This is a genomic window from Rhodococcus sp. no. 34, from assembly GCF_054589475.1.
Genome location: NZ_BAAILK010000012.1, coordinates 557,361 through 578,078 on the forward strand (window position 1 = coordinate 557,361; position 20,718 = coordinate 578,078).

The 20,718-nt window shown below is 61.6% G+C and carries 21 protein-coding genes; 8 read left to right on the forward strand and 13 right to left on the reverse strand.

All coding sequences use genetic code 11. The features are described from left to right. Window positions 1-3: 3 nt before the first annotated feature. The 7 genes from ACYP01_RS03560 to ACYP01_RS03590 all read right to left on the reverse strand — a co-directional run bounded on the left by ACYP01_RS03560 (window position 4) and on the right by ACYP01_RS03590 (window position 7,092). Complete coding sequence (locus ACYP01_RS03560) at window positions 4-1,620, reverse strand: signal peptidase I (RefSeq protein ID WP_459678678.1); 1,617 nt, start codon at window positions 1,618-1,620, stop codon at window positions 4-6. A gap of 82 nt (window positions 1,621-1,702) precedes the next feature. Beyond that, a complete protein-coding gene (locus ACYP01_RS03565) occupies window positions 1,703-2,299 on the reverse strand; it encodes a SipW-dependent-type signal peptide-containing protein (protein ID WP_459678679.1) in 597 nt (198 codons plus the stop codon). After that, entirely contained in the window at window positions 2,292-2,927 is a 636-nt protein-coding gene (locus ACYP01_RS03570) for a signal peptidase I (protein WP_459678681.1), read from the reverse strand. The genes ACYP01_RS03565 and ACYP01_RS03570 overlap by 8 nt, the downstream gene beginning before the upstream one ends. After that, on the reverse strand, window positions 2,924-3,478 hold the full coding sequence (locus ACYP01_RS03575; RefSeq protein WP_007731434.1) for a hypothetical protein: 555 nt from the start codon (window positions 3,476-3,478) through the stop codon (window positions 2,924-2,926). Before ACYP01_RS03575 ends, ACYP01_RS03570 begins: the two co-directional genes overlap by 4 nt. A gap of 3 nt (window positions 3,479-3,481) precedes the next feature. Next, window positions 3,482-4,024 carry an alternate-type signal peptide domain-containing protein gene (locus ACYP01_RS03580; protein WP_007731432.1) on the reverse strand — a complete coding sequence of 181 codons (543 nt, stop codon included), beginning with the start codon at window positions 4,022-4,024 and terminating at the stop codon, window positions 3,482-3,484. 516 nt (window positions 4,025-4,540) lie between these two features. Continuing rightward, on the reverse strand, window positions 4,541-6,136 hold the full coding sequence (locus tag ACYP01_RS03585) for an amidohydrolase (RefSeq protein WP_459678683.1): 1,596 nt from the start codon (window positions 6,134-6,136) through the stop codon (window positions 4,541-4,543). Next, complete coding sequence (locus tag ACYP01_RS03590) at window positions 6,133-7,092, reverse strand: DMT family transporter (protein WP_003940520.1); 960 nt, start codon at window positions 7,090-7,092, stop codon at window positions 6,133-6,135. Before ACYP01_RS03590 ends, ACYP01_RS03585 begins: the two co-directional genes overlap by 4 nt. 51 nt (window positions 7,093-7,143) lie before the next feature. Between ACYP01_RS03590 and ACYP01_RS03595 the strand changes: the two genes are divergently transcribed. Both ACYP01_RS03595 and ACYP01_RS03600 read left to right on the forward strand, forming a co-directional pair. Further along, complete coding sequence (locus tag ACYP01_RS03595) at window positions 7,144-7,701, forward strand: TetR/AcrR family transcriptional regulator (RefSeq protein WP_003940110.1); 558 nt, start codon at window positions 7,144-7,146, stop codon at window positions 7,699-7,701. A 208-nt stretch (window positions 7,702-7,909) separates the two neighbouring features. Next, window positions 7,910-9,550 (forward strand): ABC-F family ATP-binding cassette domain-containing protein, encoded by a 1,641-nt coding sequence (locus tag ACYP01_RS03600; RefSeq protein WP_387387772.1) that lies wholly within the window; start codon window positions 7,910-7,912, stop codon window positions 9,548-9,550. A 68-nt stretch (window positions 9,551-9,618) separates the two neighbouring features. Here ACYP01_RS03600 and ACYP01_RS03605 read toward each other — a convergent pair whose 3' ends face one another. The 6 genes from ACYP01_RS03605 to ACYP01_RS03630 all read right to left on the reverse strand — a co-directional run bounded on the left by ACYP01_RS03605 (window position 9,619) and on the right by ACYP01_RS03630 (window position 15,088). After that, window positions 9,619-10,107 (reverse strand): nuclear transport factor 2 family protein, encoded by a 489-nt coding sequence (locus ACYP01_RS03605; RefSeq protein WP_030535188.1) that lies wholly within the window; start codon window positions 10,105-10,107, stop codon window positions 9,619-9,621. A gap of 26 nt (window positions 10,108-10,133) precedes the next feature. Continuing rightward, entirely contained in the window at window positions 10,134-11,447 is a 1,314-nt protein-coding gene (locus tag ACYP01_RS03610) for an MFS transporter (protein ID WP_007731424.1), read from the reverse strand. Between the two features lie 76 nt (window positions 11,448-11,523). Next, on the reverse strand, window positions 11,524-12,981 hold the full coding sequence (locus ACYP01_RS03615; protein WP_459678687.1) for an FAD-dependent oxidoreductase: 1,458 nt from the start codon (window positions 12,979-12,981) through the stop codon (window positions 11,524-11,526). Beyond that, window positions 12,978-13,760 carry an SDR family NAD(P)-dependent oxidoreductase gene (locus ACYP01_RS03620; RefSeq protein ID WP_459678689.1) on the reverse strand — a complete coding sequence of 261 codons (783 nt, stop codon included), beginning with the start codon at window positions 13,758-13,760 and terminating at the stop codon, window positions 12,978-12,980. The genes ACYP01_RS03615 and ACYP01_RS03620 overlap by 4 nt, the downstream gene beginning before the upstream one ends. Next, window positions 13,753-14,589: an SDR family NAD(P)-dependent oxidoreductase gene (locus ACYP01_RS03625; protein ID WP_459678691.1), complete on the reverse strand. Its 837-nt coding sequence runs from the start codon at window positions 14,587-14,589 to the stop codon at window positions 13,753-13,755. The genes ACYP01_RS03620 and ACYP01_RS03625 overlap by 8 nt, the downstream gene beginning before the upstream one ends. 49 nt (window positions 14,590-14,638) lie before the next feature. After that, the gene (locus ACYP01_RS03630; protein WP_007731417.1) at window positions 14,639-15,088 is read right to left on the reverse strand and encodes a nuclear transport factor 2 family protein; all 450 of its coding nucleotides are present in this window, start codon (window positions 15,086-15,088) and stop codon (window positions 14,639-14,641) included. A gap of 138 nt (window positions 15,089-15,226) precedes the next feature. Here ACYP01_RS03630 and ACYP01_RS03635 point away from each other — a divergent pair, with 138 nt between their 5' ends. The 6 genes from ACYP01_RS03635 to ACYP01_RS03660 all read left to right on the forward strand — a co-directional run bounded on the left by ACYP01_RS03635 (window position 15,227) and on the right by ACYP01_RS03660 (window position 20,705). Beyond that, window positions 15,227-15,949 carry an IclR family transcriptional regulator gene (locus tag ACYP01_RS03635; RefSeq protein WP_003939719.1) on the forward strand — a complete coding sequence of 241 codons (723 nt, stop codon included), beginning with the start codon at window positions 15,227-15,229 and terminating at the stop codon, window positions 15,947-15,949. A gap of 114 nt (window positions 15,950-16,063) precedes the next feature. Beyond that, entirely contained in the window at window positions 16,064-17,029 is a 966-nt protein-coding gene (locus tag ACYP01_RS03640; RefSeq protein WP_007731415.1) for a pirin family protein, read from the forward strand. 1 nt (window position 17,030) lies between these two features. Next, window positions 17,031-17,777, forward strand: coding sequence for a pirin family protein (locus ACYP01_RS03645; RefSeq protein ID WP_003939960.1), 747 nt, complete (start codon window positions 17,031-17,033; stop codon window positions 17,775-17,777). A 115-nt stretch (window positions 17,778-17,892) separates the two neighbouring features. Continuing rightward, window positions 17,893-18,675 (forward strand): pirin family protein, encoded by a 783-nt coding sequence (locus ACYP01_RS03650; protein ID WP_003940511.1) that lies wholly within the window; start codon window positions 17,893-17,895, stop codon window positions 18,673-18,675. A gap of 44 nt (window positions 18,676-18,719) precedes the next feature. Then, on the forward strand, window positions 18,720-19,646 hold the full coding sequence (locus ACYP01_RS03655) for a PaaI family thioesterase (protein ID WP_459678695.1): 927 nt from the start codon (window positions 18,720-18,722) through the stop codon (window positions 19,644-19,646). 66 nt (window positions 19,647-19,712) lie between these two features. Beyond that, a complete protein-coding gene (locus ACYP01_RS03660) occupies window positions 19,713-20,705 on the forward strand; it encodes a peptidase associated/transthyretin-like domain-containing protein (RefSeq protein ID WP_459678697.1) in 993 nt (330 codons plus the stop codon). Window positions 20,706-20,718 lie beyond the last annotated feature (13 nt).

A 20,718-nucleotide genomic window follows, 5' to 3' on the forward strand; every position in this document is an offset into this window, starting at 1 on the left:
TCATCACTTCTGCCCGTCGATCCAGGCAGCGATCTCTGCGGGAGCTTCGCCGGAGGGGTTCTTCTCCGAGACACCCGTTGCGGCATTGACTCGATAAACGTTGGCGCCGTCCACGATCCACAGGTCGTCTGCGTCAGACTGCCACATCACGGTCGCCGTGGCGCTCACCGGTGTGCTCGACACCGCCGTACCCGAACTGTCGGTGACCACCACTGCGACGCTGGCACCGTCCTGCATCAACGCTGCGCTGTAGCCGGTCAGCGATGTCTGCGCCGCACCCAATGCCACCGGCGCTTCCTTCGTGGTCGTGCTGGTTGTCGTGGTTGCATCCGTTGTCGTCGTTGCATCCGTTGTCGTTGTCGGAGTTGTCGACTGAGTCGTAGTGCTGGCCGAGGTCTCCGTTGTTGTGGTGGGAACGGTCGTGGTTGTCACGTCAGCCGTAGTGGGAGCCGTCGTCGACGTGCCTGTCGTTGTCGGTGTACTGGACATGGTGGTCTCGGCAGCCGTCGCGGTTGTCGGAGCAACTCCGCGAGCAAGCTGCTCAGTTTCAGCGACAGCCGCGCCGGCGATCGAGCCTGCCTCACCTTGGCAATAGATGCTTGTCTGAGACGCAGGTTGGCGTAGGTTCCACCCTCGCCAGTCCGTTGACGATTCGCCCGTGATTCGGTTGATCGTGTAGATGCGAAGCGTGTACGTGTATGAGTTGAAAACGCTGTAACCAGCATCTGTGTAGTAGATAGTGGATGAGACCTGGGTTCCTACTGCGGCACCGACACCGGGATCGTATCCCCATGTTTTCATCAACGAGTTTCCGTTGTAGTACCGCGCCTCGTAGCGATATTGGGGACCTATGTGACTCCACTTAACAGTGGACGATTGAGAGCCACCTATGCCGTTTGTCGTGCAACTGACGCTGCTCGTTGCGGGATTGATCTTCCCGCTCACGGTAATGGCACCACTCGTTGCGACGGCAGTGTCTGTGAAAGCCGCTGCGGTGCCGCTCACCTGCGTAACACCGATCAGTGCAAATGCCGAAACACCGAGAACCGCAAGCTTTCGGAGCGAGAACGCCGAGCGATGTCCGCCTGTCCCGCTGCTCGAAGAAACCATCGGAAACTCCATCGTTGCAGCGGCTTCCGTGTCCACACTGCCAACTCCTCCACTCGGACCGTCATCCGAATCCTTGCGGCGAGAGTTGGGCCGGAAGGCAATGATCACCAATCCGCCGACCAACGCTCCGCCGAGGAAGATCGCGAGTGGGCTGGAGAGCCAAGCAATTGCGTAGCCCAGGCCCCCGACGCTGAAGAAAATGCGGTCGGCTTCGGTGATGAAGTAGGGCTCCACGTCTGGCTTGGCATTTGCGTCACCCTTGAGAGTCACCGTGACGGAGTTACCAGCCTGCTGGTCAAGTTCGTACACGCGGTGTGTGATGCGCGTGCCCTGTCCGTTGACGACGCTTACGACGTCGCCCACTGAGAGGTCGGTGGCGGGCACGGTTCGGGCCAATGCCAAGGAGCCAGTGGTGATTTCGGGAGACATCGAACCCGAACGAAAGACGAGCGGCTTGATGCCGAACAGCATCGATGCCGCGGCGGCGAGAACACAGATGAGTCCAGCCACCGCCCCTATTGTCAGCGCGAGTTCGCGACCGGCACGTGCCGATCTCGAACTGCCGGGAGTTGTGTGATCAGACATGGTCACCTCAGGCTGTCGTCGCCGCGAACTGGAATGAAACATTGATCGACTTGTTCTGTTGTGCCGAAAGCACTCCCGTATCGAGCGCAACCTTGAAGCACAGCGTCTCAGAACCTGTATTCGCAGCCAACTGACGTCCTGTTGTGATGATCGGAGTCGCGGCAGTCGTCGACAAGCCGACCGGGCCGGCAATCGGGGTTGTGCAACTCTGATCGAGAACAGTCACCTTCATAAACGGGGCAAGCGCGGCCTCGCCTGTTGCGGTTGCTGCCATGGTGTATTTGAACTGTGTCGCGCCAGTGTTCTGTACAGGCAGAGTTGCCGTGACACTGTCGCCGGGCATCATGCCCGTCTTGGTCAACGCGGTGAAGCCGTAAGCAGTCGGATCTCCCGGGTCACCGTTGAGCTTCATCTCGATCGAACCGGTGCTGAATACGCCGGAAGTCGCTGTAGCGTTGTCAGTCCACGCAGCAAGAGTGCCAACGGCACCGAGGCCCAGAACAATTCCCACCGACATGATCGCGCGTGCGCGGCCACTGGTTGCGCCCCGAACCAGACGTGTACCGAGCGAGGCGGGCGCCTTCTGCTCCTCGTGCTTAGACATGGCTGTGCCTTTCTTGCTGCTCAACTCGAGGCGCCGACGCACTCGGTTCGGAAGGTTGGGGGTCTGCAGACGCAGATCGTCGCCGGGTACGGTCACGGACCGATCCGACGAACATGAACACGGCATAGATCGACAGTGCGCCGACGACAACCGTCAGCATCACCGAGCGCATCTGCCCCGTGATGGCGTTGTACACGTATCCGATATACGGCACGCTGTACCACACCTTGCCGCGAATCTGCTCCGGTACAACGGGATTCTGATCTGCTATCGGATTTGCATCGCCTTGCGTGACGAAGGTGAGATCACCGGCGGAGTTGAGTCGCACCATGATGATGCGGTGCGTAACCACGTCGGGCTTCCCGGACTCGATCTGGTAGGTGATCGCATCGCCTGCCTGCAATCGGGCAGCGTCCTGCGGTTTCACCACGATGAGGGTGCCGGGTGGATAGGTGGGTTGCATCGAACCCGTCAACACAGTGAAGGGCGTCGACCCCGTCAAACGTGGAACAACGACCGTCGACAACAGAATCGCCAGAATACCCAGCAGCAGAACCCACGAGACGATGTTGCGGATCCACCACCAGGCCCCGGTTCTCTGATCAGAACCCTTCACTGCGTGCGTCATACCGACTCCGCTTCGAACGAGAAATGCACGCTCGTGGAAACACCCGATGCGACGTCAGGACCGACAGTGCCACGCAGGCACAAGATTTCGGTACTGCCGGCAGCAACCGTGCGCCATCCCGAAGCTGTCGGTACCTGAGCGCCGACCATGGGACCGTCGTAGATCGCGGTGCCGGCAGCTGCGCCCTGGGCAGGGCAACCGGCTTCGGTAGTCACTGGCGTCACTACCAACGCGAGCGGAACATCAGCGGAAGACTGCGTGACGTTCTGGATCCGGTAATTGAGTGGAACGCTACCGGAGTTGTGAACTGTCAACGGAGCCTGTGCATATGCGTTGGGGAACATACCGGTGGCGCCCAGAGCAGTGAAGTCGTAACTGCTCTGGCCGCTCCCGGCACTGCCCACCGTCAGGTCGAGGATCCCGGACTGGATCGTGCCACCGGACAGTGTTTCAGCGGCCGTCCACCGCGCGCTGGTCTGTTGCACCGATACGAAGATCAGTCCGATGACCAGCGCGGCGGCAGTTGCCCACCAACGGTAGTGCTTACGCAAGCCTTAGACCTGTTCAAGCTTGACGTTGAAGTTCGCCAAGCTTGCCGTCTGGTCCTGGCTGGCGTTGTTGGCTGTGTTGTCAGGCAACACTGTGCCCTTAGGGAAGTCGAAGGTCACCACAACGTCAACTGTCGTGCCGTCGTTGGCTTCAGTCAGCTGAGTGAGCGGCTGCCCCGCGAGGGTGGTTGAGGTCGTGGTTGTCAGGGCAGTAGCCAACGAGCCGGTAATCGTGGTCGTGTCGGCAACCACTTGAGCCTTGAGATTCTTACCGTCGATACCGACCTTTACCTTGCCTGTGTAGGTGATCTTGTCACCGGGAGAAACGCGATAGCTCGCGATGTCGACATTGGTTTCCGTTGTTGCCCCATTGGTGACGGTCCAACTCGGCAGAGCAGAGGGATCAGCGCTGAGAGTCAGATGACCTGCGGTGATCGTTCCGCCGGTCATCGGTGCGTTTGCGTTCCACGCCGCCATGGTTCCCGCGCCACCGGCGAGGAGAAGTGCTGCTGCACCGGCCGCGACTGCGCCCTTGGTTGCCTTGTTCATGGAGAACACTCTTTTCGTCTGGTCCCCGTGGCGGGGAGCTTGCAGGGTGAGAAAGCTGGTCGGATCCAGTCATGTGCGCCCTGGTACGGGCAGAGGGTTTCGTTCATCCGTGGTCAGTGAGGGGTCGTAGCGGTAAGTGCAGAGCGAGAGCGTGTTGCGGAAAGATTGCGAGCCGTTCTCGCGAACGGGTCATTCCTCTCTCGTGCTGTCGACGTCCGCTTGCGTCGTTTAGATTTTTACCACACGTATCAGGAATTTTTGGCGAAAAGCTGGTCGAATGTCCAGAAGCTTGTTGAAACCTGAACTTGACTACAGAATCGCCTCTCACCTGGATCATTTAAAAGACGCAGCACTTTGTTGCAACCCGTTTGCTGAAGTAACCTTCGTCCGGATGGTCCATACAGTCGGAAATTCACCTGAAACAAGTTCTACAAACTTTTGGTTTGTTTTGGGGATCGTTCGGTTGCCTCCGCTTTGAAAGCAGCGACAATCGAGCAACAAACTAAGGCGGAGGCCCTACACCTCGAAGACGGTCTCACCTCCGACAACCGTGCGCAGGACCGACAGTTCATTCAAGTCTGTCGAATCGCTGCGCAGCGGATCTCCGTCGAGCACAACAAAATCCGCCAAAAGTCCCACCGCTATCCGACCTTTGTCCGATGACTCACCGGTGAGACGAGCGGCTGCGCTTGTGTAACCGGCCAGCGCCTCGGACGCGGAAACCCGTTGCTCCGCACCCAGAACGTGACCTTCTCGCGTAACACGATGTACGGCGGTGTTCATCGTGAAGAGCGGGTTCACTGGAGTGACAGGGCAGTCGCAATGCAGCGCGTAGGCAAGCCCCGCCGCCACGACCGACGCCACGGGGCTGATCCGCTCGCCGCGACCCGGTCCGAGAAAACGATCGCGGTGCCGGTCACCCCAGTAGTAGACGTGGTTCACGAAGATCGACGCCACCACCCCGAGTTCGACCATCCGCGCGATCTGATCTTCCCGCAACGTCTGAACGTGCTCGAGTCGATGCGAAACTTCGATGTCCGGGTGCGCTGTCCGTGCCGCTGCAATTGCGTCCAATGCAAAATCGATGGCCTGATCACCGTTCGTATGAATCGCAACTTGCCGGCCGGCAGCGTGATGTTCCTCGACGAGTGCCCCGAGCGCGCCTGCCGGGATTGCCATTCCGCCGCAGCGGCATCCGCCCAGATCGTGGTACGGCTCGGTCAGCGCAGCGGTGTGCAACTGAATCGACCCGTCCGAAATGAGTTTGACGCCGCCCACACGAACTCGCTCGGTCGGATCGGCGAGTTCACCCAACTGATCGTGAACCCCGTGGCCGAGATAGAGGCGCGCACGCAGCCTCAAGTCACCATCGGCGTCGAGTTGCCGGTACGCCTCGTACATCTCGGCCGTGACGTACATGTCGTGGAAACTCGTCACGCCCACCGACGCCATGACTTCCTGCGCCCGCAGCATCGCGATCTTGGACGCATCCGGGTTCATATCCGGAACAAGTCCGTGCACCAGAGACATTGCCGGAACCTCGCACAGTTCACCGGTGGGTACACCGTCGCTGTCCCGAACGATGACACCACCTTCCGGATCGACCGTGGTGGCATCGATTCCGGCCTTCTCCAGTGCGACCGAGTTGACATAGATTCCGTGAGCAGACAAGTGCCGCACCAGGATCGGATGCTCGGTGGAAGCTTTGTCCAGATCAGCTACGGTCAGGCCTCGATCTTCCGCCACGAGGCTGTCGTCGAAGCCCCACGCTTCGATGGGCTCGCCAACTGGTGTGATCGCGGCCCGCGCGGCCAACGCCGTGATCAACTTCTCGATGGTCGGGCACGTATTCGTCGTTGCGTCGACCCCACTGAGCATCAAACCCCACATCATCGGATGGAGGTGCGTCTCGATGAACCCCGGAACAACCACCGCTCCGGCGAGATCGACAACGGAGGTTTCGGAATCGGTCAGCGCCGCGATCTCGGCGTCGGTTCCGAGGGCGACAAATCTGCCGTCCTTGACTGCCAAAGCGGTCGCGTTGTCGCCGACCGCACCGTCCATGGCCCTGATGTCGCCGTTGATGTAGATGTGGTCAGCCGCCGTGGTCATACACTCGTCTCCATTCGTTTTCCGACAACAGTCGTCGAGGATTTCTTCGCGGGTATCCGCGTCGCCACAACCACTCCGGCCAAAATCATTCCGGCACCTGCAAGTTGGACGAGAGTTGGGGTCTGCGCAAGCATCACCGCGCCGAACAACAGTGCTGACGCCGATTGCAACACGAGGCTGGCGGCGACTGCACTGGCAGGCAGACGCTGACTGGCGCTGGCTACCAGCAGCCACCCGATCACCTGAGATACCAACGCGAGCAGCACAAGCCAACCTTGAGCTACGAGTGACGGTGTCAGATCCAAAGTTCCACTCACGAGGCCGTATGCACCTGCCGTGAGGGCAGTGGCTCCCGTCGAGACGAACATCGGCAACGCCGTTCTGCCCGCCGCCCGAGTAGCCAGACCCATGAGGAAGATGTAGACCGCGTACGCGCCTGCGGCGATCACGGCAAACGACACTCCGACAGCAGGATTCGACCCGGTGAGTGTTGTGCTCGTCCCGGCTACCAGAGCAACTCCGACGAAGAGCAACGGAAGGCTGGCGACCAGTTCCCGGCCGATCCGTTGGCGCAGGACAACGTAGCCGAGGATTGCGACGAACAGCACCTGCAAATTCAGGATCACAGTCGAAAGACCTGCCCCGATCGAATGAATCGACTCGTGCCAGAGCACCAGATCGATTCCGAGGAACGCGCCGGCAAGTAGAGACTTCACGATCCAGGGCGCCGAGATCGAAGGCCGGGGTGACCGACGACGCTGAACGAGCACGAGCATGCCGAGAGGGATGAGCGCATAGAGACACCGAAAGAATGCACCCGTCGACGGAGACACTCCTGAGAGTTCGTAGAGCACCGAGGTCAACCCGAGGATGCATGCACCGGTGACGACTACGCGCAGGTCACGACGGCGTAGTTGATCGCCGGACAGCTCGCGTGGCGATACTTCATCACTCATGGTGATAATGTATCACCGACGCGAAGCCTGTCATACAGGGAAGATGCGTGCATGAGAACTCCGGTTACCCGTGAACGCGTGATCGCTGCCGCAGCCGATCTGGTCGACAGCAAAGGCGCCGACGCTCTGGTACTGAGTCAACTCGCCGAGACCCTCGACGTCCGGCAGTCAGCGCTGTACAAACACGTCGACGGGGTCGACGACGTCCACCATCAACTCAGCCTCCTCGCACGCAACCTTCTCGCCGAACAACTGCGTGCCGCCGCGGTCGGTCTCTCGCGCGACGACGCCGTCATGGCGCTCGCGGACGCATGGCGTGCGTTCGTCCGAGTACACCCCGGGCTCTACGCCATCACCGACCGCTACCCCACTGCTCCGCATCCCGATCTGGTCTCCGCCGTCGGCGAGGTGGTCGACGTCATCAACAAGGTGATCGCGGGATACGGTCTGAGCCCGGATGATTCGGAGCAGGCGGCGTGGTCTCTTCGCAGTGCGCTGCACGGCTTCTGCATCCTCGAATCGGTAGAGGGACAACCGGCCGGCACCGACCCGGATCGGGTGTATCGACGACTGGTCGAACTTCTCTGCGCCGGTATTGCTCGTATGTAGATACCGGCTCCTGTTATCGTCGGATGAAACAACACAGACCAAAAAGGATCAGACATGGTTGGTGAACTCGACATCTCCGGATAAAACCGGGCATGACGGCCACCGGCAGACGCCTCGGAGCGCTGCCGTCGTGGCCATGTTGTCGTTCACTTACCCGACTCCTTGCGGAGCAGCGTTGCCGCGCCCGCACAACACCTGAGGTCTATTCATGTCCGATACCTACATCGTTTGCTCGAATCTGTCTTTTGCCTGGCCGGACGACACTCCGGTCTTCGACGAATTGTCATTCACCGTGCCCGGCGGCCGAACCGGGCTGGTGGCCCAGAACGGCGTCGGGAAAAGCACTCTGCTCAGATTGATCGCCGGCCAGTTGCGGCCGCGCGCCGGCAGTGTGTCCGTCGACGGCGTTCTCGGATACCTTCCGCAGGACCTGCCACTGACGGGCGATCTGACCATTGCCGAGGTCTTGGGCATCGCCCCGACGCTCGCTGCGTTGGACGCAGTCGAATCCGGGGACACACGAGAAGAACACTTCACGACAATCGGGTCCGACTGGGATATCGAGGAACGAACGCGAGCCCAACTCGGTCGACTCGGTTTGGCCGACATGACGTTCGATCGTCGCCTCGACACTCTGAGCGGCGGGCAGGTCGTCTCGCTCGGACTGGCGGCGCAACTCCTGCGACGCCCCGATGTCCTTCTCCTCGACGAACCCACCAACAACCTCGACCTGGACGCGCGCCGCAGGCTTTACGACGTTCTCGACGACTGGAGTGGTTGTCTGTTGGTGGTCAGTCACGATCGAGGACTACTCGACCGCATGGACCGCATCGCCGAACTTCACAGCGGCGAGATCAGCTTCTACGGTGGCAATTTCACCGACTACGAAGCCGCGGCACGCTCGGCTCGCGAAGTGGCGGAGAAGAACATCCGCAACGCCGAGCAAGAGGTCAAGCGCGAGAAGCGCGAACTGCAGCAGGCCCGAGAACGTGCTTCGCGACGCGCAAGTAACGCTGCCCGCAATCTCGGGAACGCGGGCTTGCCCAAGATCTTTGCGGGGACCATGAAGCGCAATGCTCAGGAGTCGGCAGGCAAGGCCAACGAGACGCACCTCGCCCGGGTCGACGCGGCGAAGGACCGACTCGACAAAGCGGGCCGCGCTCTTCGAGACGACCAGACGATTTCTCTCGAATTGCCTGGCACACATGTACCCGCCGGCCGGACGGTGTTCCTCGGTGAGCGAATGCAATTCGCGTTCGGTGATCATGCGATCTTCGCCGACTCCGGAATCGACCTGGCCATTCGAGGACCGGAGCGTATCGCGTTGACCGGGCCGAACGGCGTCGGAAAGTCGACGTTGCTACGCATCGTCAACGGGGATGTGGCGCCGACTTCCGGTGAGATCACGCGAGCCGACGGTCGAGTGGCATACCTGTCGCAGAGGCTCGACCTACTCGACCCCGCACGCACCGTCGCAGAGAACTTTGCCTTGTCTGCTCCAGGCCTACCGGCACCGGAACGCATGAACATCTTGGCGCGCTTCCTCTTTCGGGGTGCGGGTGCTCATCTTCCCGTCGCTGCACTCTCGGGCGGTGAACGACTGCGGGCTACATTGGCGTGCGTTCTCTTCGCCGATCCGGCCCCGCAGCTGCTTCTTCTCGACGAGCCGACCAACAACCTCGACTTGGTGAGCGTTGCTCAACTCGAAAGTGCCCTGAATGCATATCAGGGGGCGTTCGTGGTGGTCAGCCACGACGAGAGATTCCTGGCCGAGGTCAAAGTCGAACGCTGGCTCAGGCTCTCGGACGGCCGTTTGACCGAGGTAGCCGCACCGGACGCAGTGGGCTGACACGAGAAGTGAACAGGCGAAAGGCCTTCACACACATCGTGTGTGAAGGCCTTCGTCTGCACTACTGGTCAAGGCGTCCTGGTGTACACCGGATCGTCGAAGGATCGACGTTGCGTCACCCAGTCCGTGGACAGGATGTTCTCGATCACGTCTTCACGGGATTCGTCGAACACGACAATCCGATCGGCGATTCGCCATTCACCATGGCGCCTTTCGAACCTGTCGACGTAACGGCATTTGATCGTCGCAAGCGTCTGCACCGTATCCGTACCGGAACGCTCTTGCCGCAGAAAGCACAAACAGTACGACTCGCACTGAGCGACATCGCCGTTGACGTCGATCAGTATGTTGGAAATGCAGTGAATCGACGAGTCGATCGTCTTGTGTCTGAGCTTCATGTCTTCGATCAGCCCGTCGACGGTTCCGATGTAACCACCGTGGTTGTCTATCGCGTCGTCGAAGTAGCAGAGGGCCACGCTGTCGAAATCCTTCCGATCGACGGCCCGAGCGTAGCGATACAGAACTTCGGTGATTTCTTGCTTGTCAGCGAGGGACACGGTCAGGCTCCTGTTCTACCCGATGATCAATCAACCTGCAGTTCAACACCCTTGGTCTCCTTGATGAAGAAGACCGTGACGAGGGTGATCACCGCACAGAAGACGAAGTATCCAGCCGGAGCGAGAGAGTTACCGGTCAGGCTGATGAGATAGGTGGCGATGAAAGGCGCGGTGCCACCGAGGAACATGTTGGTGACGTTGTTACCCAATGCCAGACCGCTGTACCGCACAGATGCTTTCAGCATTTCGACATAGGTCACGTACGAAGCACCGTTGACAACGGAAACGCAGATGAAGAGCACTGACTGACCGACAACCGCCTGCCAGATGCCAGAACCGGCCATCATCATGAACATCGGGATTCCGAGAACCACTGCGGCGGCACTACCGGCGAACAGCACCGGCCGACGCCCGTACTTGTCTGCCATGTATCCCGAGATCGGCAACGTGATGACGCCGAGAACCAGTGCAAGAGAAGTGGAAAGGAAAGCAACGCGCGACGAATGACCGCCGGTGGTCTGCAGGTATGTCGCGGCATACACCGAGGCGATGTAGTAACCGCCGGTGATGAGTGCGCCCAGCAGGATGATCTTGACGACGCTGCCACCGGAGGTGCTGAGCAACTCACGGATGGGAAGCTTCTTGGTCTCGCCCTTGTCCTGCAGTTCTTCGAACTGAGGAGTGTCTTCCATCTGGCTGCGGATCCAGATACCGATGCCACCGATCAGCAGGCTGAGCAGGAACGGGATACGCCAAGCCCATTCGAGGATCTGCTCTTGCGAGAACACCGACGTCAGGCCGAGGGCCATGAGCGAAGCTGCCAGCGAACCCAGGTAGGTGCCGGTATTGACCATCGAGGTCTGCGTCGCACGCCACCGTTTGGGAGCGGACTCGGAGACGAACGCGTTGGCGCCGCCGAGTTCACCGCCGGCCGCGAAGCCCTGCAGGCAACGAGCCAGAACCAGGATGGACGTCGCCCACACACCCAACGTGGCGTAAGTCGGCAGCAGGCCCATTCCGGCTGTCGCCAGAACCATCAGGAGGATGGTCCAGGACAGCGCGTTCTTGCGGCCGTACTTGTCGCCGATGTGGCCGAAGAAGATGCCGCCTGGCACGCGTAGGAAGAAGGCCACGGCGAATGCTGCAAAGGTACCGAGCAGTGCTGCGTTCGGGTCATGGGAAACGAAGAACAGCGCGGCGATCGTCGTGGCCATGTATCCGTAGATACCGAAGTCGTAGTACTCGACGACGGTACCGACGATGGCCGCGCGAATTACCTTCGTCGTCGACTGTCGTTCGGTTGCCACGCTGCTGCCCTCGGTGGATTCGGCTCTCGCCATGGTCTCATTCTCTGACATGTTGTTCCCTGCCTGGATTGGATACTGACTGGATTCGGTGCCGCGCAGACGTCGGACGTCAGGAGTGCGCGATGGAATGGACCGGTGCGCGCTCAGCGCTGGTCCTGGTGTAGTTCGCCGCATTACGTCCCGCTACGCGGCCCATGGTCAAAGCGTTGGCAACTGCATTGCCACCGCCCACGTATCTCAGTCCGAGGATTCCCGCGCCGGCCTCACCGGCCGCGTACAGACCCTCGATTGGTACTCCGGTGCGCCCGAGTACGGCCGCATCGGTGTCGATCTCCATTCCCGCATGCGTGCATACGAGCTCTGCCGGAAGGATTTTCGCGGCATAGAACGGTGCTGTCGCAATAGGATCCGGGTTGCCGACGGCGCCCTTGTTCCGCAACGTGCGATGGCGGAGGAAGTCGTCGTCGTGGCCGCTGGGCAGTTGCTCGTTCCATCGACGCAGGGTTTGCGTCAAAGTCGCAACCGGAACACCCGTAGCCACTGCGAGGTCTTCGATCGTGTCCGCACGAACCGTGCCACCGGCGGCAACTTCTTCCTCGATGCGTTCGGGATTCCAATCCGCATATCCTGGAGCCAGATTCACGCGAGCGTTCTCGTCGAAGATCATCCAACCGTATCCACCCTGATGGTCGATGATGCCGGTCGAGACCGCGTACGAGCTGTCCTCGTCCATGAAACGACGGCCGTCCTGGTTGACGTAGATCCGCGACTTCGGCGGAAAGCCGGCCTGCCAGTGGTGGAATCGCTGGAAGTAGACGGTGGGCAGCATCAGACCCCAGCCGTCGCCCGCCAGGGAAGCACCGAGGTCTTCGGCAAAACGAAGATGGTCTCCGCGGCTCCCCTCGGCTGCGACGACGAACAAGGCCTCTCCGGCCTTGTTCGCGTCAGGGAAGTGGCGTTCCACCAAACCCGGATCTTGCGCGAATCCACCGGAAGCAACAACGACGGCGCCCGCAGGCACCTCGATGTCGTCGGCGACAACGCCGACAACCCGACCGTCTTCCTCGATCAGCTTCTGCACCCGTGTTCCGAAGATGACCTCGATCCCGTGCTTACGACGAGCCTTGTCCAGCACCTGAATCAGTCCGTATCCCTGATCCTTGGGCACGTGGCCGCGCCAGACGTCCTCGACGCCGGCTTGGGCGAGTCCCGGCTGGTGAGCGTTGCCCGAGATCGCCGCGGGAATCTCGACGCCGAGTCCGATGAGCCATTCCAGTGTCGGACCGGCGTTTTCGCAGAACGCACGAATCAATCCGGGTGAGAGCATCCACTGGTTGAGGTCCATGTAGTGCTGGAAGAACTTCTCTGCCGAGTCGTCGACTCCGAGGCCGGCCTGCACGCTCGTTCCGGCGGCCGTGAAGATGCCGGCCGACAGCGCGGTGGATCCACCGAGTTCGGTTTCGGATTCGAACAGCAGAACGGATGCGCCTTCTTCAGCTGCCGACACCGCAGCGGCGAGACCTGCTCCGCCGCCACCGATGACAACGACGTCCCAGTGCTCGGTCATGAAAGTTCTCCAGTCTCCGCGATGATGCGGTGGTAAAGACCGTTCGACACCAACCCGCCGTCGACAGTGAGTTCCGTACCGGTGGTGTAGGTCGAACTGTTCGAGAGCAGGAACAGCACTGCTTCGGTGATCTCGTCGAGAGTTCCCATGCGTCCGAAGGGAACCGACTTCAGTGACGCGGCGACGAAGTCGTTCGCGCCGCCGAGCAGCGCCGTACCGACCAGTCCCGGGTGCACCGAGTTGACGCGAATCCCCCACTGCGCGAAGTTACCTGCGGCCGACTTCGACAGACCGGTCAGACCCCACTTGCTCGACGAGTAAGCCGGAGAGAAGTATCCGATCTGACCGGCGATGGACGAGATGTTGACGATCGATCCGCCACCACTCTCGCGCATCAGCGGCGCCACCGCCTTCATACCGTAGAACGGGCCGAAGAGGTTGATCTTCATGGTCAGCTCCCAGATGTCGTTCGGCGTGTCCATGAATTCGAGCCGACGCGAGATACCGGCATTGTTGACCAGTCCGCCGAGTTCCCCACGGGTGGTGCGAATTTCGTCGACAACCCGGTCCCAGGCCTCGGCATCGGTGACGTCGAGAAGATGAGCGGATGCCGATCCGCCTGCGGCGACGATGTCGTCGACCACGCCGGATGAATCCGAAACATCGGCAATGCAGACATGCGAACCGCGCGCGGCGAGAGTGCGCGCGTGATGCGCCCCCATCCCGGCAGCACCGCCGGTAACGAGAACGACGCCGGGATATGTCGTGGACTCAGACATGCCGCGAACCACCGTCCACCGCAATGCTGTGCCCGGTGACGTAACGCGCGCTGTCCGAGAGCAGGAACAGCAGCGGGCCGAAGACCTCTTCGGGCGAGCCCAGACGATGCAGTGGTACCGCGTCGAGTGCGTTCGCGAGCGCGATCGGATCTTCCTGGACCCACTTCGTCATCGCCGTGTCGATGTAGCCGGGTGCGATGGAGTTGACCCGAATACCCTTGTCGCCGAACTCCACTGCGAGAGACTCCGTGAGGTGCGCAACGGCAGCTTTCGACGTGCAGTATGCGCCTCTCCCCTTCCGCACACGCAGCGCAGACACCGAAGACATGTTGACGATGGCGCCGCCGGGACCGAGGTGACGTGCCGCCGCCTGAGCACCGTAGAGCACTCCCTCGACATTGACACTCAGCGTTGCGCCGATCTGCTCCGGGGTGATCTCCTCGGCCAGCGCAAACGGGAAGATACCCGCATTGTTGATCCAGAAATCGACCCGGCCGAACTCCTTCAACGCCAACTGCGCAAGCAATTCATGCTCGTCGGGCTTGGTGACGTCGACCCGAGCTCCGACGACGCGACCCGCCTTGTCCGCCAGTGCATTCGATTCGAGGTCCGTGTTGATTCGTGCGGCCGTGGCGAGCATCTGCTCTTCGTTGATGTCGGCGCCGACGACATGTACGCCGCGCGTTGCCAGTCCTTCGGCGAACGTCGCACCCATACCCTGAGCCGCGCCGGTCACCACTGCGACCTTGCCTGCCAACTCCGGGTACACCGCCGACATCTGCGTCACAACGGTACGGCCCGGGTTCGTCTGGTCAGAGCTTTCGGTCATGATGTACTTCTCCTACTGAATATTGTTGTGCAAGAAACATTTCGGTACTTCAAGCTTGTTCGGACGCTCGGGGCGCGTCGTCGCGGGAGACGGTGCGGCGGGCGATCTTCCACTCCTCACCGACCCGAACCACGTGATCTGTGACAGTTGTCATCCGCACCAGTCGCGAGTCTCCGCCGCGAGCGGTGGCAACGATCTGCAGGTACCCGTGCACTGTGAGAGCACTCTCGTCCACCGCCTCGACGACGAGATTGGTCAGAACGTGGCGATGCACCTCGTCGGCAGCTTCCGCCGCAGCGAAGAAGCGAGCAGCAAAAGCCGCAAGGTCGTCGAAACCGACCACAGGTTCCGGATAACTGGGGGAATGAAACTCACCGCCATCGGTGAATGTCTGCGCCCAATCCTGCTGGCGCCCAGAGTCTATGCAATGACTCTGGTGGCCGTACAGCTGGTGGATTGCGGCAACATCCTCCGTTGCCACGACGCTGTAGTTGCTCATGAAGGTTCTCTCCGAACACGCTGTGCTGCATCCACCCGAAGGTTGTGCAGCTCCGTAAAGTGTGCGATAATCGCACACACTGTGCGATATGTTCAAAGCGTAGGTGGCATACCTCACAAACGTCAAGAAAGGGATTTGATGTCAGAGCTGAGCGAGGAACACCGACCGCGCAAAAGTGCAGTTCAAGTGGACTCCAGCATGTCGAAAACGCTGCATCACGGACTCGAGATCCTGGAACTCCTGACGTCCTATCCGCACGGCTTGTCAGTCACGGACATTGCCGACGGAGTGGGAGTCCACCGGACTGTCGCACATCGGTTGATCCGCACGCTCGAGGCTCATCACCTGTGCCGCAAGGACTCCTTCAAGCGCGTCACTCTCGGCGCCGGCCTGGTCACCCTCGCCGAACCGGTGGAACAGGATTTGCGCACTCTCGCTCGCCCGATACTTCAAGAACTTGCCGAGGCCACCGAGGCGACAGCGCACCTGGTGGTCCGCGAGAGCGATACCGAAGTGCGCGCGCTGATGGTGGTCGAACCACGCAGCGCCAAGGTTCACGTCGCGTTTCATCCAGGGCAGGTCGATCCGATCGACCGCGGCTCCGCCGGGCTTTCCATCCTTGCCTCACTCCCGCCGACGAGCGGGGAACGAGAGGAAGTGACGGCGGCACGCGCACGCGGCTACGCAGTGACCGTCGGCGAGGTCATCCCGTCCGTCCTGGGAATCTCGGCGGTGATCCCCGGCCGACGCCGCGACGCCATCTCCAGCCTCGGAATTTCCGTCTTCGACTCCGAGGACCAAGCAGCGCTGGGCGCCGAGGTCATGGCAGCGGCAAAAACCCTCGGCAGCATGTTGCGCTGATCCGAACACCAGTCGAGCCCCGGGAATACCCGGGGCTCGACTTTGTTGACTCCGAATGAGATAGTTGAACAATCAACTACCTGACATCAGCTTCACGGATACAAGGAGTACGACATGCCTGCTGTGACAGTCGAGAACATCTTGGCCCTGCCCCGTCTCGACGAGCCGGCAGAGTCAGCAGTCGACCGCCCCGTCAAGAGCATCACCACCGCACCGGTCGGATACGAAGGTGAAGGCTTTCCCGTTCACCGCGCCTTCGCCGGCATCGACCTCTCCGCCCTCGATCCCTTCATCCACATGGACCAGATGGGCGAGGTCAACTACGCACCCGGAGAACCCAAGGGCACACCGTGGCACCCGCACCGCGGCTTCGAAACCGTGACCTACATGATCGACGGCATCATGGAGCACCAGGACTCCAACGGTGGCGGTGGCATTATCGGCGGCGGCGACACCCAGTGGATGACCGCGGGTGGCGGCATCCTCCACATCGAAACTCCGCCGGAGCACCTCGTCCTCAGCGGCGGCCTTTTCCACGGCGTCCAACTGTGGGTCAACCTGCCTCGCGACAACAAGATGGCATCTCCGCGGTACCAGGACATCACCGGTAACAAGGTGGCCCTGCTTTCCTCGCCGGACGGCGGAGCCTTGGTACGCGTCATCGCCGGAGACATCGCCGGCCACGCCGGACCTGGTTCGACGTACACACCGATCGCGCTCTCCCACACGACTGTGGCCCCGGGTGCGAGCCTGACGCTTCCGTGGAACCCCGAGTTCAACGCGATCGTCTACGTCCTCGCCGGCGAAGGCACGGTCGGGGCCGAGCGTCGGCCCATTCGTGTCGGACAGACAGCTGTCTTCGGACGCGGTGACTCCATCACCGTCGCCGCTTCCGATCGCCAGGATTCACGGACCGAATCTCTCGAGGTATTCATCCTCGGCGGCAAACCGATTCGTGAGCCCATCGCGATGGCCGGGCCGTTCGTCATGAACACCAAGTCCGAGGTCATGCAGGCCTTCGAGGACTTCCAGGCCGGACGCCTGGGATCCATCCCGGCGGCACACGAGACGCTGAGCTGACATGTCGTCGGTAGTTGTCCAGCGAGCTGACGAACGTGCGCATCTCAACTACGGCTGGCTCACGGCGCGTCACAGTTTCCCCTTCGCCGGAAACTTCGATCACGCCGCGTACGCGCACGGACTTCTGTTGGTGAACAACGACGACATCATCGAAGCCGACTACGGTTTCGACACTCATCAGCACCGCGACACCGAGATCGTGACGTGGGTGCTCAGCGGATCTCTGGTTCACCAGGATTCCGCTGGGCACTCCGGGGTCATCCATCGCGGACTCGCGCAGAGAATGAGCGCCGGTACCGGAATCCTGCACTCCGAGCGCAACGATCGCTTCCGGGCCGACGGCTCGCGTGTCACCGAGCCCGTTCACCTCGTCCAGATGTGGATACCCCCGGACGAATCCGGAGTGACTCCGAGCTATCAGGAACTCGACATCAACTCCGAACTCGACGGCGGTGGCCTGATCACCCTGGCGTCGGGGATGCCCGCGCATCGCGATCACAGCGCGATCAGCTTGCACAACAAACATGCGGCACTGCATGTTGCTCGCCTCGAGACCGGTGGGTCGGTATCTCTCCCGGATGCGCCGTACGTGCACGGCTTCATCGCCGGGGGCACTGTCGACGTCGAGGGAGTCGGATTGCTCGGTCCGGGAGATTCGTTGCGACTCAAGGATACTGGCGGTCAACGAGTCGAGGGAATCGGCGATGCGGAGATACTCGTGTGGGAGATGCACGCGTCGACGAACTGACGACACCACCGAGTACGCCCAATGTTCGGACTACACAGCAGGTTCGTCGTAGGGTGGATGCCGGTAGTGGCGGATCCCGATTGTGGTGGATCCCGGTGGTACAGAAGGAGGAGCCATGGCATCTGGTCGAGCACAGGCCCCACGGACGACACCGCACATCGATGTGCACCGCTCCGGCGATCGCTTGAAATCCCGCGTCTCCTGGCTGGATTCGAAACATTCGTTCTCGTTCGGACAGCACTACGATCCGGACAACACTCATCACGGATTGCTGCTCGTCAACAACGACGACACCGTACTGGCGGGAACCGGTTTCGACACCCATCCGCACAAGGACATGGAAATCGTGACCTGGGTGCTTCGCGGTTCGCTCGTGCACCAGGATTCCATCGGCCACACCGGCGTCATCTATCCGGGACTCGCCCAGCGTATGAGCGCCGGTACCGGAATCATGCACAGTGAGAAGAACGATTCGTGGCGTATCGGCGGCGAACAGCATTCCGACCCCGTGCATTTCATCCAGATGTGGGTGGTACCGGACGAAGGTGGACTGACCCCCGGTTACGAACAGCTCGAGATCGACGACGAACTGCTGCGCGGCGGTCTGATCCCGGTTGCCTCCGGAATGGAGCGCTACAAGGATCATTCGGCGATTCGCATCAACAACAAGAACGCCGCCATGCATGTCGCACGCATTCTGCCCGGCACCTCCGTGAATCTTCCGGGCGCACGGTTCCTGCACGTCTTCGTCGCGCAGGGCACTGCCGAGATGGAGGGCGTCGGCACACTGTACGAGGGCGATGCTGTCCGGTTGAGCGATTCGGGTGGCCAGCAGCTGACCTCCGACGCCGGGGCCGAAGTCCTCGTCTGGGAGATGCATTCACGTATCGGTGGTTGAGACCCGGTCTCGGCAGGACTCGGCGCGCTGGAGATACTCGACGGATGAGCATCGACAACTCCGCCGCGCCCGTCAAGAAGCTTGACCCACTCAACACATTGATGGGTGTGCGCGCCGTTTCGGTCGAGCCCGGGGACCTGGCCTTCGCGCAGGCCGTCGGCGAGCGATTCCACGATCACCGTGGCAAGACCGTGCTCGGTTCCATCGGCGTCATGATCGACGGTGCCATGGGTGGCGCGGTGTACTCGGGACTGACCTCGGGCCATCAGTCCGTGCTCGCGCAGGTCACGGTCAGTGCGGGCGCCGACATCCCCGACGTCGCGGACGTCGGTGCCACCGGAACACTCGTGCATCTCGACGACGGCGTCGGACTCGCATCCGGGCAACTTCGCGACGAGAACGGCACCCTTCTGGCAGTGATGGCCGGTCGCGCCATGGTGGTCTCGCGTCCCCCCGTCGTGGGAATCGACGACTACGTGGAGGGCGAGCCGCTGCCCGTCCCGACGCCGGAGAAGACAAGCAACCTGAGCGGGTTGTCCGGGTCCGACGTCGTCGAAGGAATCCGCGACGGCAGACTCGAACGCGGTCCACTCGCCGGACTCCTCGATCTTGCTGTCGTCGACGTGACCCCGGGTTCCGTCGTCGGCGAGTTCGCACCCGTGGACTGGATGGCCAACCCGTTGGGCGCCGTTCAGGGCGGTGTCCTCATCTCGGCAGTCGACGCCATCACTGGCCTGTCTGCCCAGACCCTGACCAGCGTCGACCAGGACTATCGCGTCCTCGACCACAGGATCGACTTCCTGCGCTCACCCGACATCGGCGGGCCGGTCTTGCGCGCCGAGGCCTCCGTGATTCGTGCCGGGCGCAGGCTCGCGCTGATCGAAACTCGCATCGTCGACGCCGGCGGACAGGTCTATGTGCGGGCCACTTCGAGCATTCAGATGCTCTCCCAGCAAGTTCACAGCGGATAACCAGTTCCGCACCAGGTCGCCCGTCCACCATTGAGACAACAGCCCACACAATGGAGGTACAGCGGCGTGAACAAAGACATCGAAGCGAGCAGGCTGCGCGTGAGCCGTCGACGGGCCCTCGCTCTCGGCGGAACCATCAGTCTCGGCGGGCTCATCGCAGCCTGTTCCGGTAACAGTGGCACCGCCACGACGACTTCGGCCGCGGCTGCGTCGACGACAACCACTTCCGGCGCTTCCGCAGCGGCCACGTCCGGCGATGCCGTCACCGCACTTCTGGCCAAAGCATCGCAGTGCGTCATGAGCAAGGAAGAGACACAGGGCCCCTACTGGTTCGACGTCGACTCCATTCGCGGCGACATCCGCGAAGACCGTCCGGGCACCACACTGCAGGTGGCAATGCGCGTGCAGGACAACAGCCAGTGCAACGTCGACGGCAGCATCGGCGCGGTCTCCAACGCCGTAGTCGAGATCTGGCACTGCGACGCCGGCGGCGTGTACTCCGGCTTCGAATCCGGTTCGCTGAGCGCCAACGGCGGCGGCGGTGGCGGTGGCGGCGGAACTCCCCCGGCCGGCGGGATGGGTGAACCTCCGTCAGGTGCACCCGGAGGCGGAATGGGCGAACCACCGTCAGGCGCACCCGGCGGAATGGGCGGCGGCATGGGAGGGTCCGGTGAGACCTCCGACGGTTCGTACAGCGTCGGCGACACCGAAGCCACCACCACCGACGACGGCACCTACCTGCGCGGCGCCCAGACCACCGATGCAAACGGCATCGCGCAGTTCACCACGATCTTTCCCGGCTGGTACATGGGCCGCACCACCCACATCCACGTCAAGGTTCACATCGACAAGAAGACGGTCCTCACGTCGCAGACCTTCTTCGACGAGACCCTTCTCGACGAGGTGTACTCGCAGTCCCCGTACAGCGAGCACACCGGTCGTGAGAACAACACGAACAACGCCAGTGACGGCATCTACGACGACACCGGCCTCATGACCGTCGAAAAGCAGTCGGACGGGTCCTACCTCGCCGTCATCAACCTGGGTATCGACGCCTGAGGTAGGAGCCCGG

What these genes read in the sequence shown, in the direction of transcription:
- ACYP01_RS03630 (WP_007731417.1), bottom strand. Translation starts at nt 15,088, where the DNA reads ATGAGCAACTACAGCGTCGTGGCAACGGAGGATGTTGCCGCAATCCAC.
- ACYP01_RS03585 (WP_459678683.1), bottom strand. Translation starts at nt 6,136, where the DNA reads ATGACCACGGCGGCTGACCACATCTACATCAACGGCGACATCAGGGCC.
- ACYP01_RS03645 (WP_003939960.1), top strand. Translation starts at nt 17,031, where the DNA reads ATGTCGTCGGTAGTTGTCCAGCGAGCTGACGAACGTGCGCATCTCAAC.
- ACYP01_RS03580 (WP_007731432.1), bottom strand. Translation starts at nt 4,024, where the DNA reads ATGAACAAGGCAACCAAGGGCGCAGTCGCGGCCGGTGCAGCAGCACTT.
- ACYP01_RS03625 (WP_459678691.1), bottom strand. Translation starts at nt 14,589, where the DNA reads ATGACCGAAAGCTCTGACCAGACGAACCCGGGCCGTACCGTTGTGACG.
- ACYP01_RS03640 (WP_007731415.1), top strand. Translation starts at nt 16,064, where the DNA reads ATGCCTGCTGTGACAGTCGAGAACATCTTGGCCCTGCCCCGTCTCGAC.
- ACYP01_RS03620 (WP_459678689.1), bottom strand. Translation starts at nt 13,760, where the DNA reads ATGTCTGAGTCCACGACATATCCCGGCGTCGTTCTCGTTACCGGCGGT.
- ACYP01_RS03570 (WP_459678681.1), bottom strand. Translation starts at nt 2,927, where the DNA reads ATGACGCACGCAGTGAAGGGTTCTGATCAGAGAACCGGGGCCTGGTGG.
- ACYP01_RS03635 (WP_003939719.1), top strand. Translation starts at nt 15,227, where the DNA reads ATGTCAGAGCTGAGCGAGGAACACCGACCGCGCAAAAGTGCAGTTCAA.
- ACYP01_RS03600 (WP_387387772.1), top strand. Translation starts at nt 7,910, where the DNA reads ATGTCCGATACCTACATCGTTTGCTCGAATCTGTCTTTTGCCTGGCCG.
- ACYP01_RS03615 (WP_459678687.1), bottom strand. Translation starts at nt 12,981, where the DNA reads ATGACCGAGCACTGGGACGTCGTTGTCATCGGTGGCGGCGGAGCAGGT.
- ACYP01_RS03595 (WP_003940110.1), top strand. Translation starts at nt 7,144, where the DNA reads ATGAGAACTCCGGTTACCCGTGAACGCGTGATCGCTGCCGCAGCCGAT.
- ACYP01_RS03650 (WP_003940511.1), top strand. Translation starts at nt 17,893, where the DNA reads ATGGCATCTGGTCGAGCACAGGCCCCACGGACGACACCGCACATCGAT.
- ACYP01_RS03590 (WP_003940520.1), bottom strand. Translation starts at nt 7,092, where the DNA reads ATGAGTGATGAAGTATCGCCACGCGAGCTGTCCGGCGATCAACTACGC.
- ACYP01_RS03565 (WP_459678679.1), bottom strand. Translation starts at nt 2,299, where the DNA reads ATGTCTAAGCACGAGGAGCAGAAGGCGCCCGCCTCGCTCGGTACACGT.
- ACYP01_RS03655 (WP_459678695.1), top strand. Translation starts at nt 18,720, where the DNA reads ATGAGCATCGACAACTCCGCCGCGCCCGTCAAGAAGCTTGACCCACTC.
- ACYP01_RS03610 (WP_007731424.1), bottom strand. Translation starts at nt 11,447, where the DNA reads ATGGCGAGAGCCGAATCCACCGAGGGCAGCAGCGTGGCAACCGAACGA.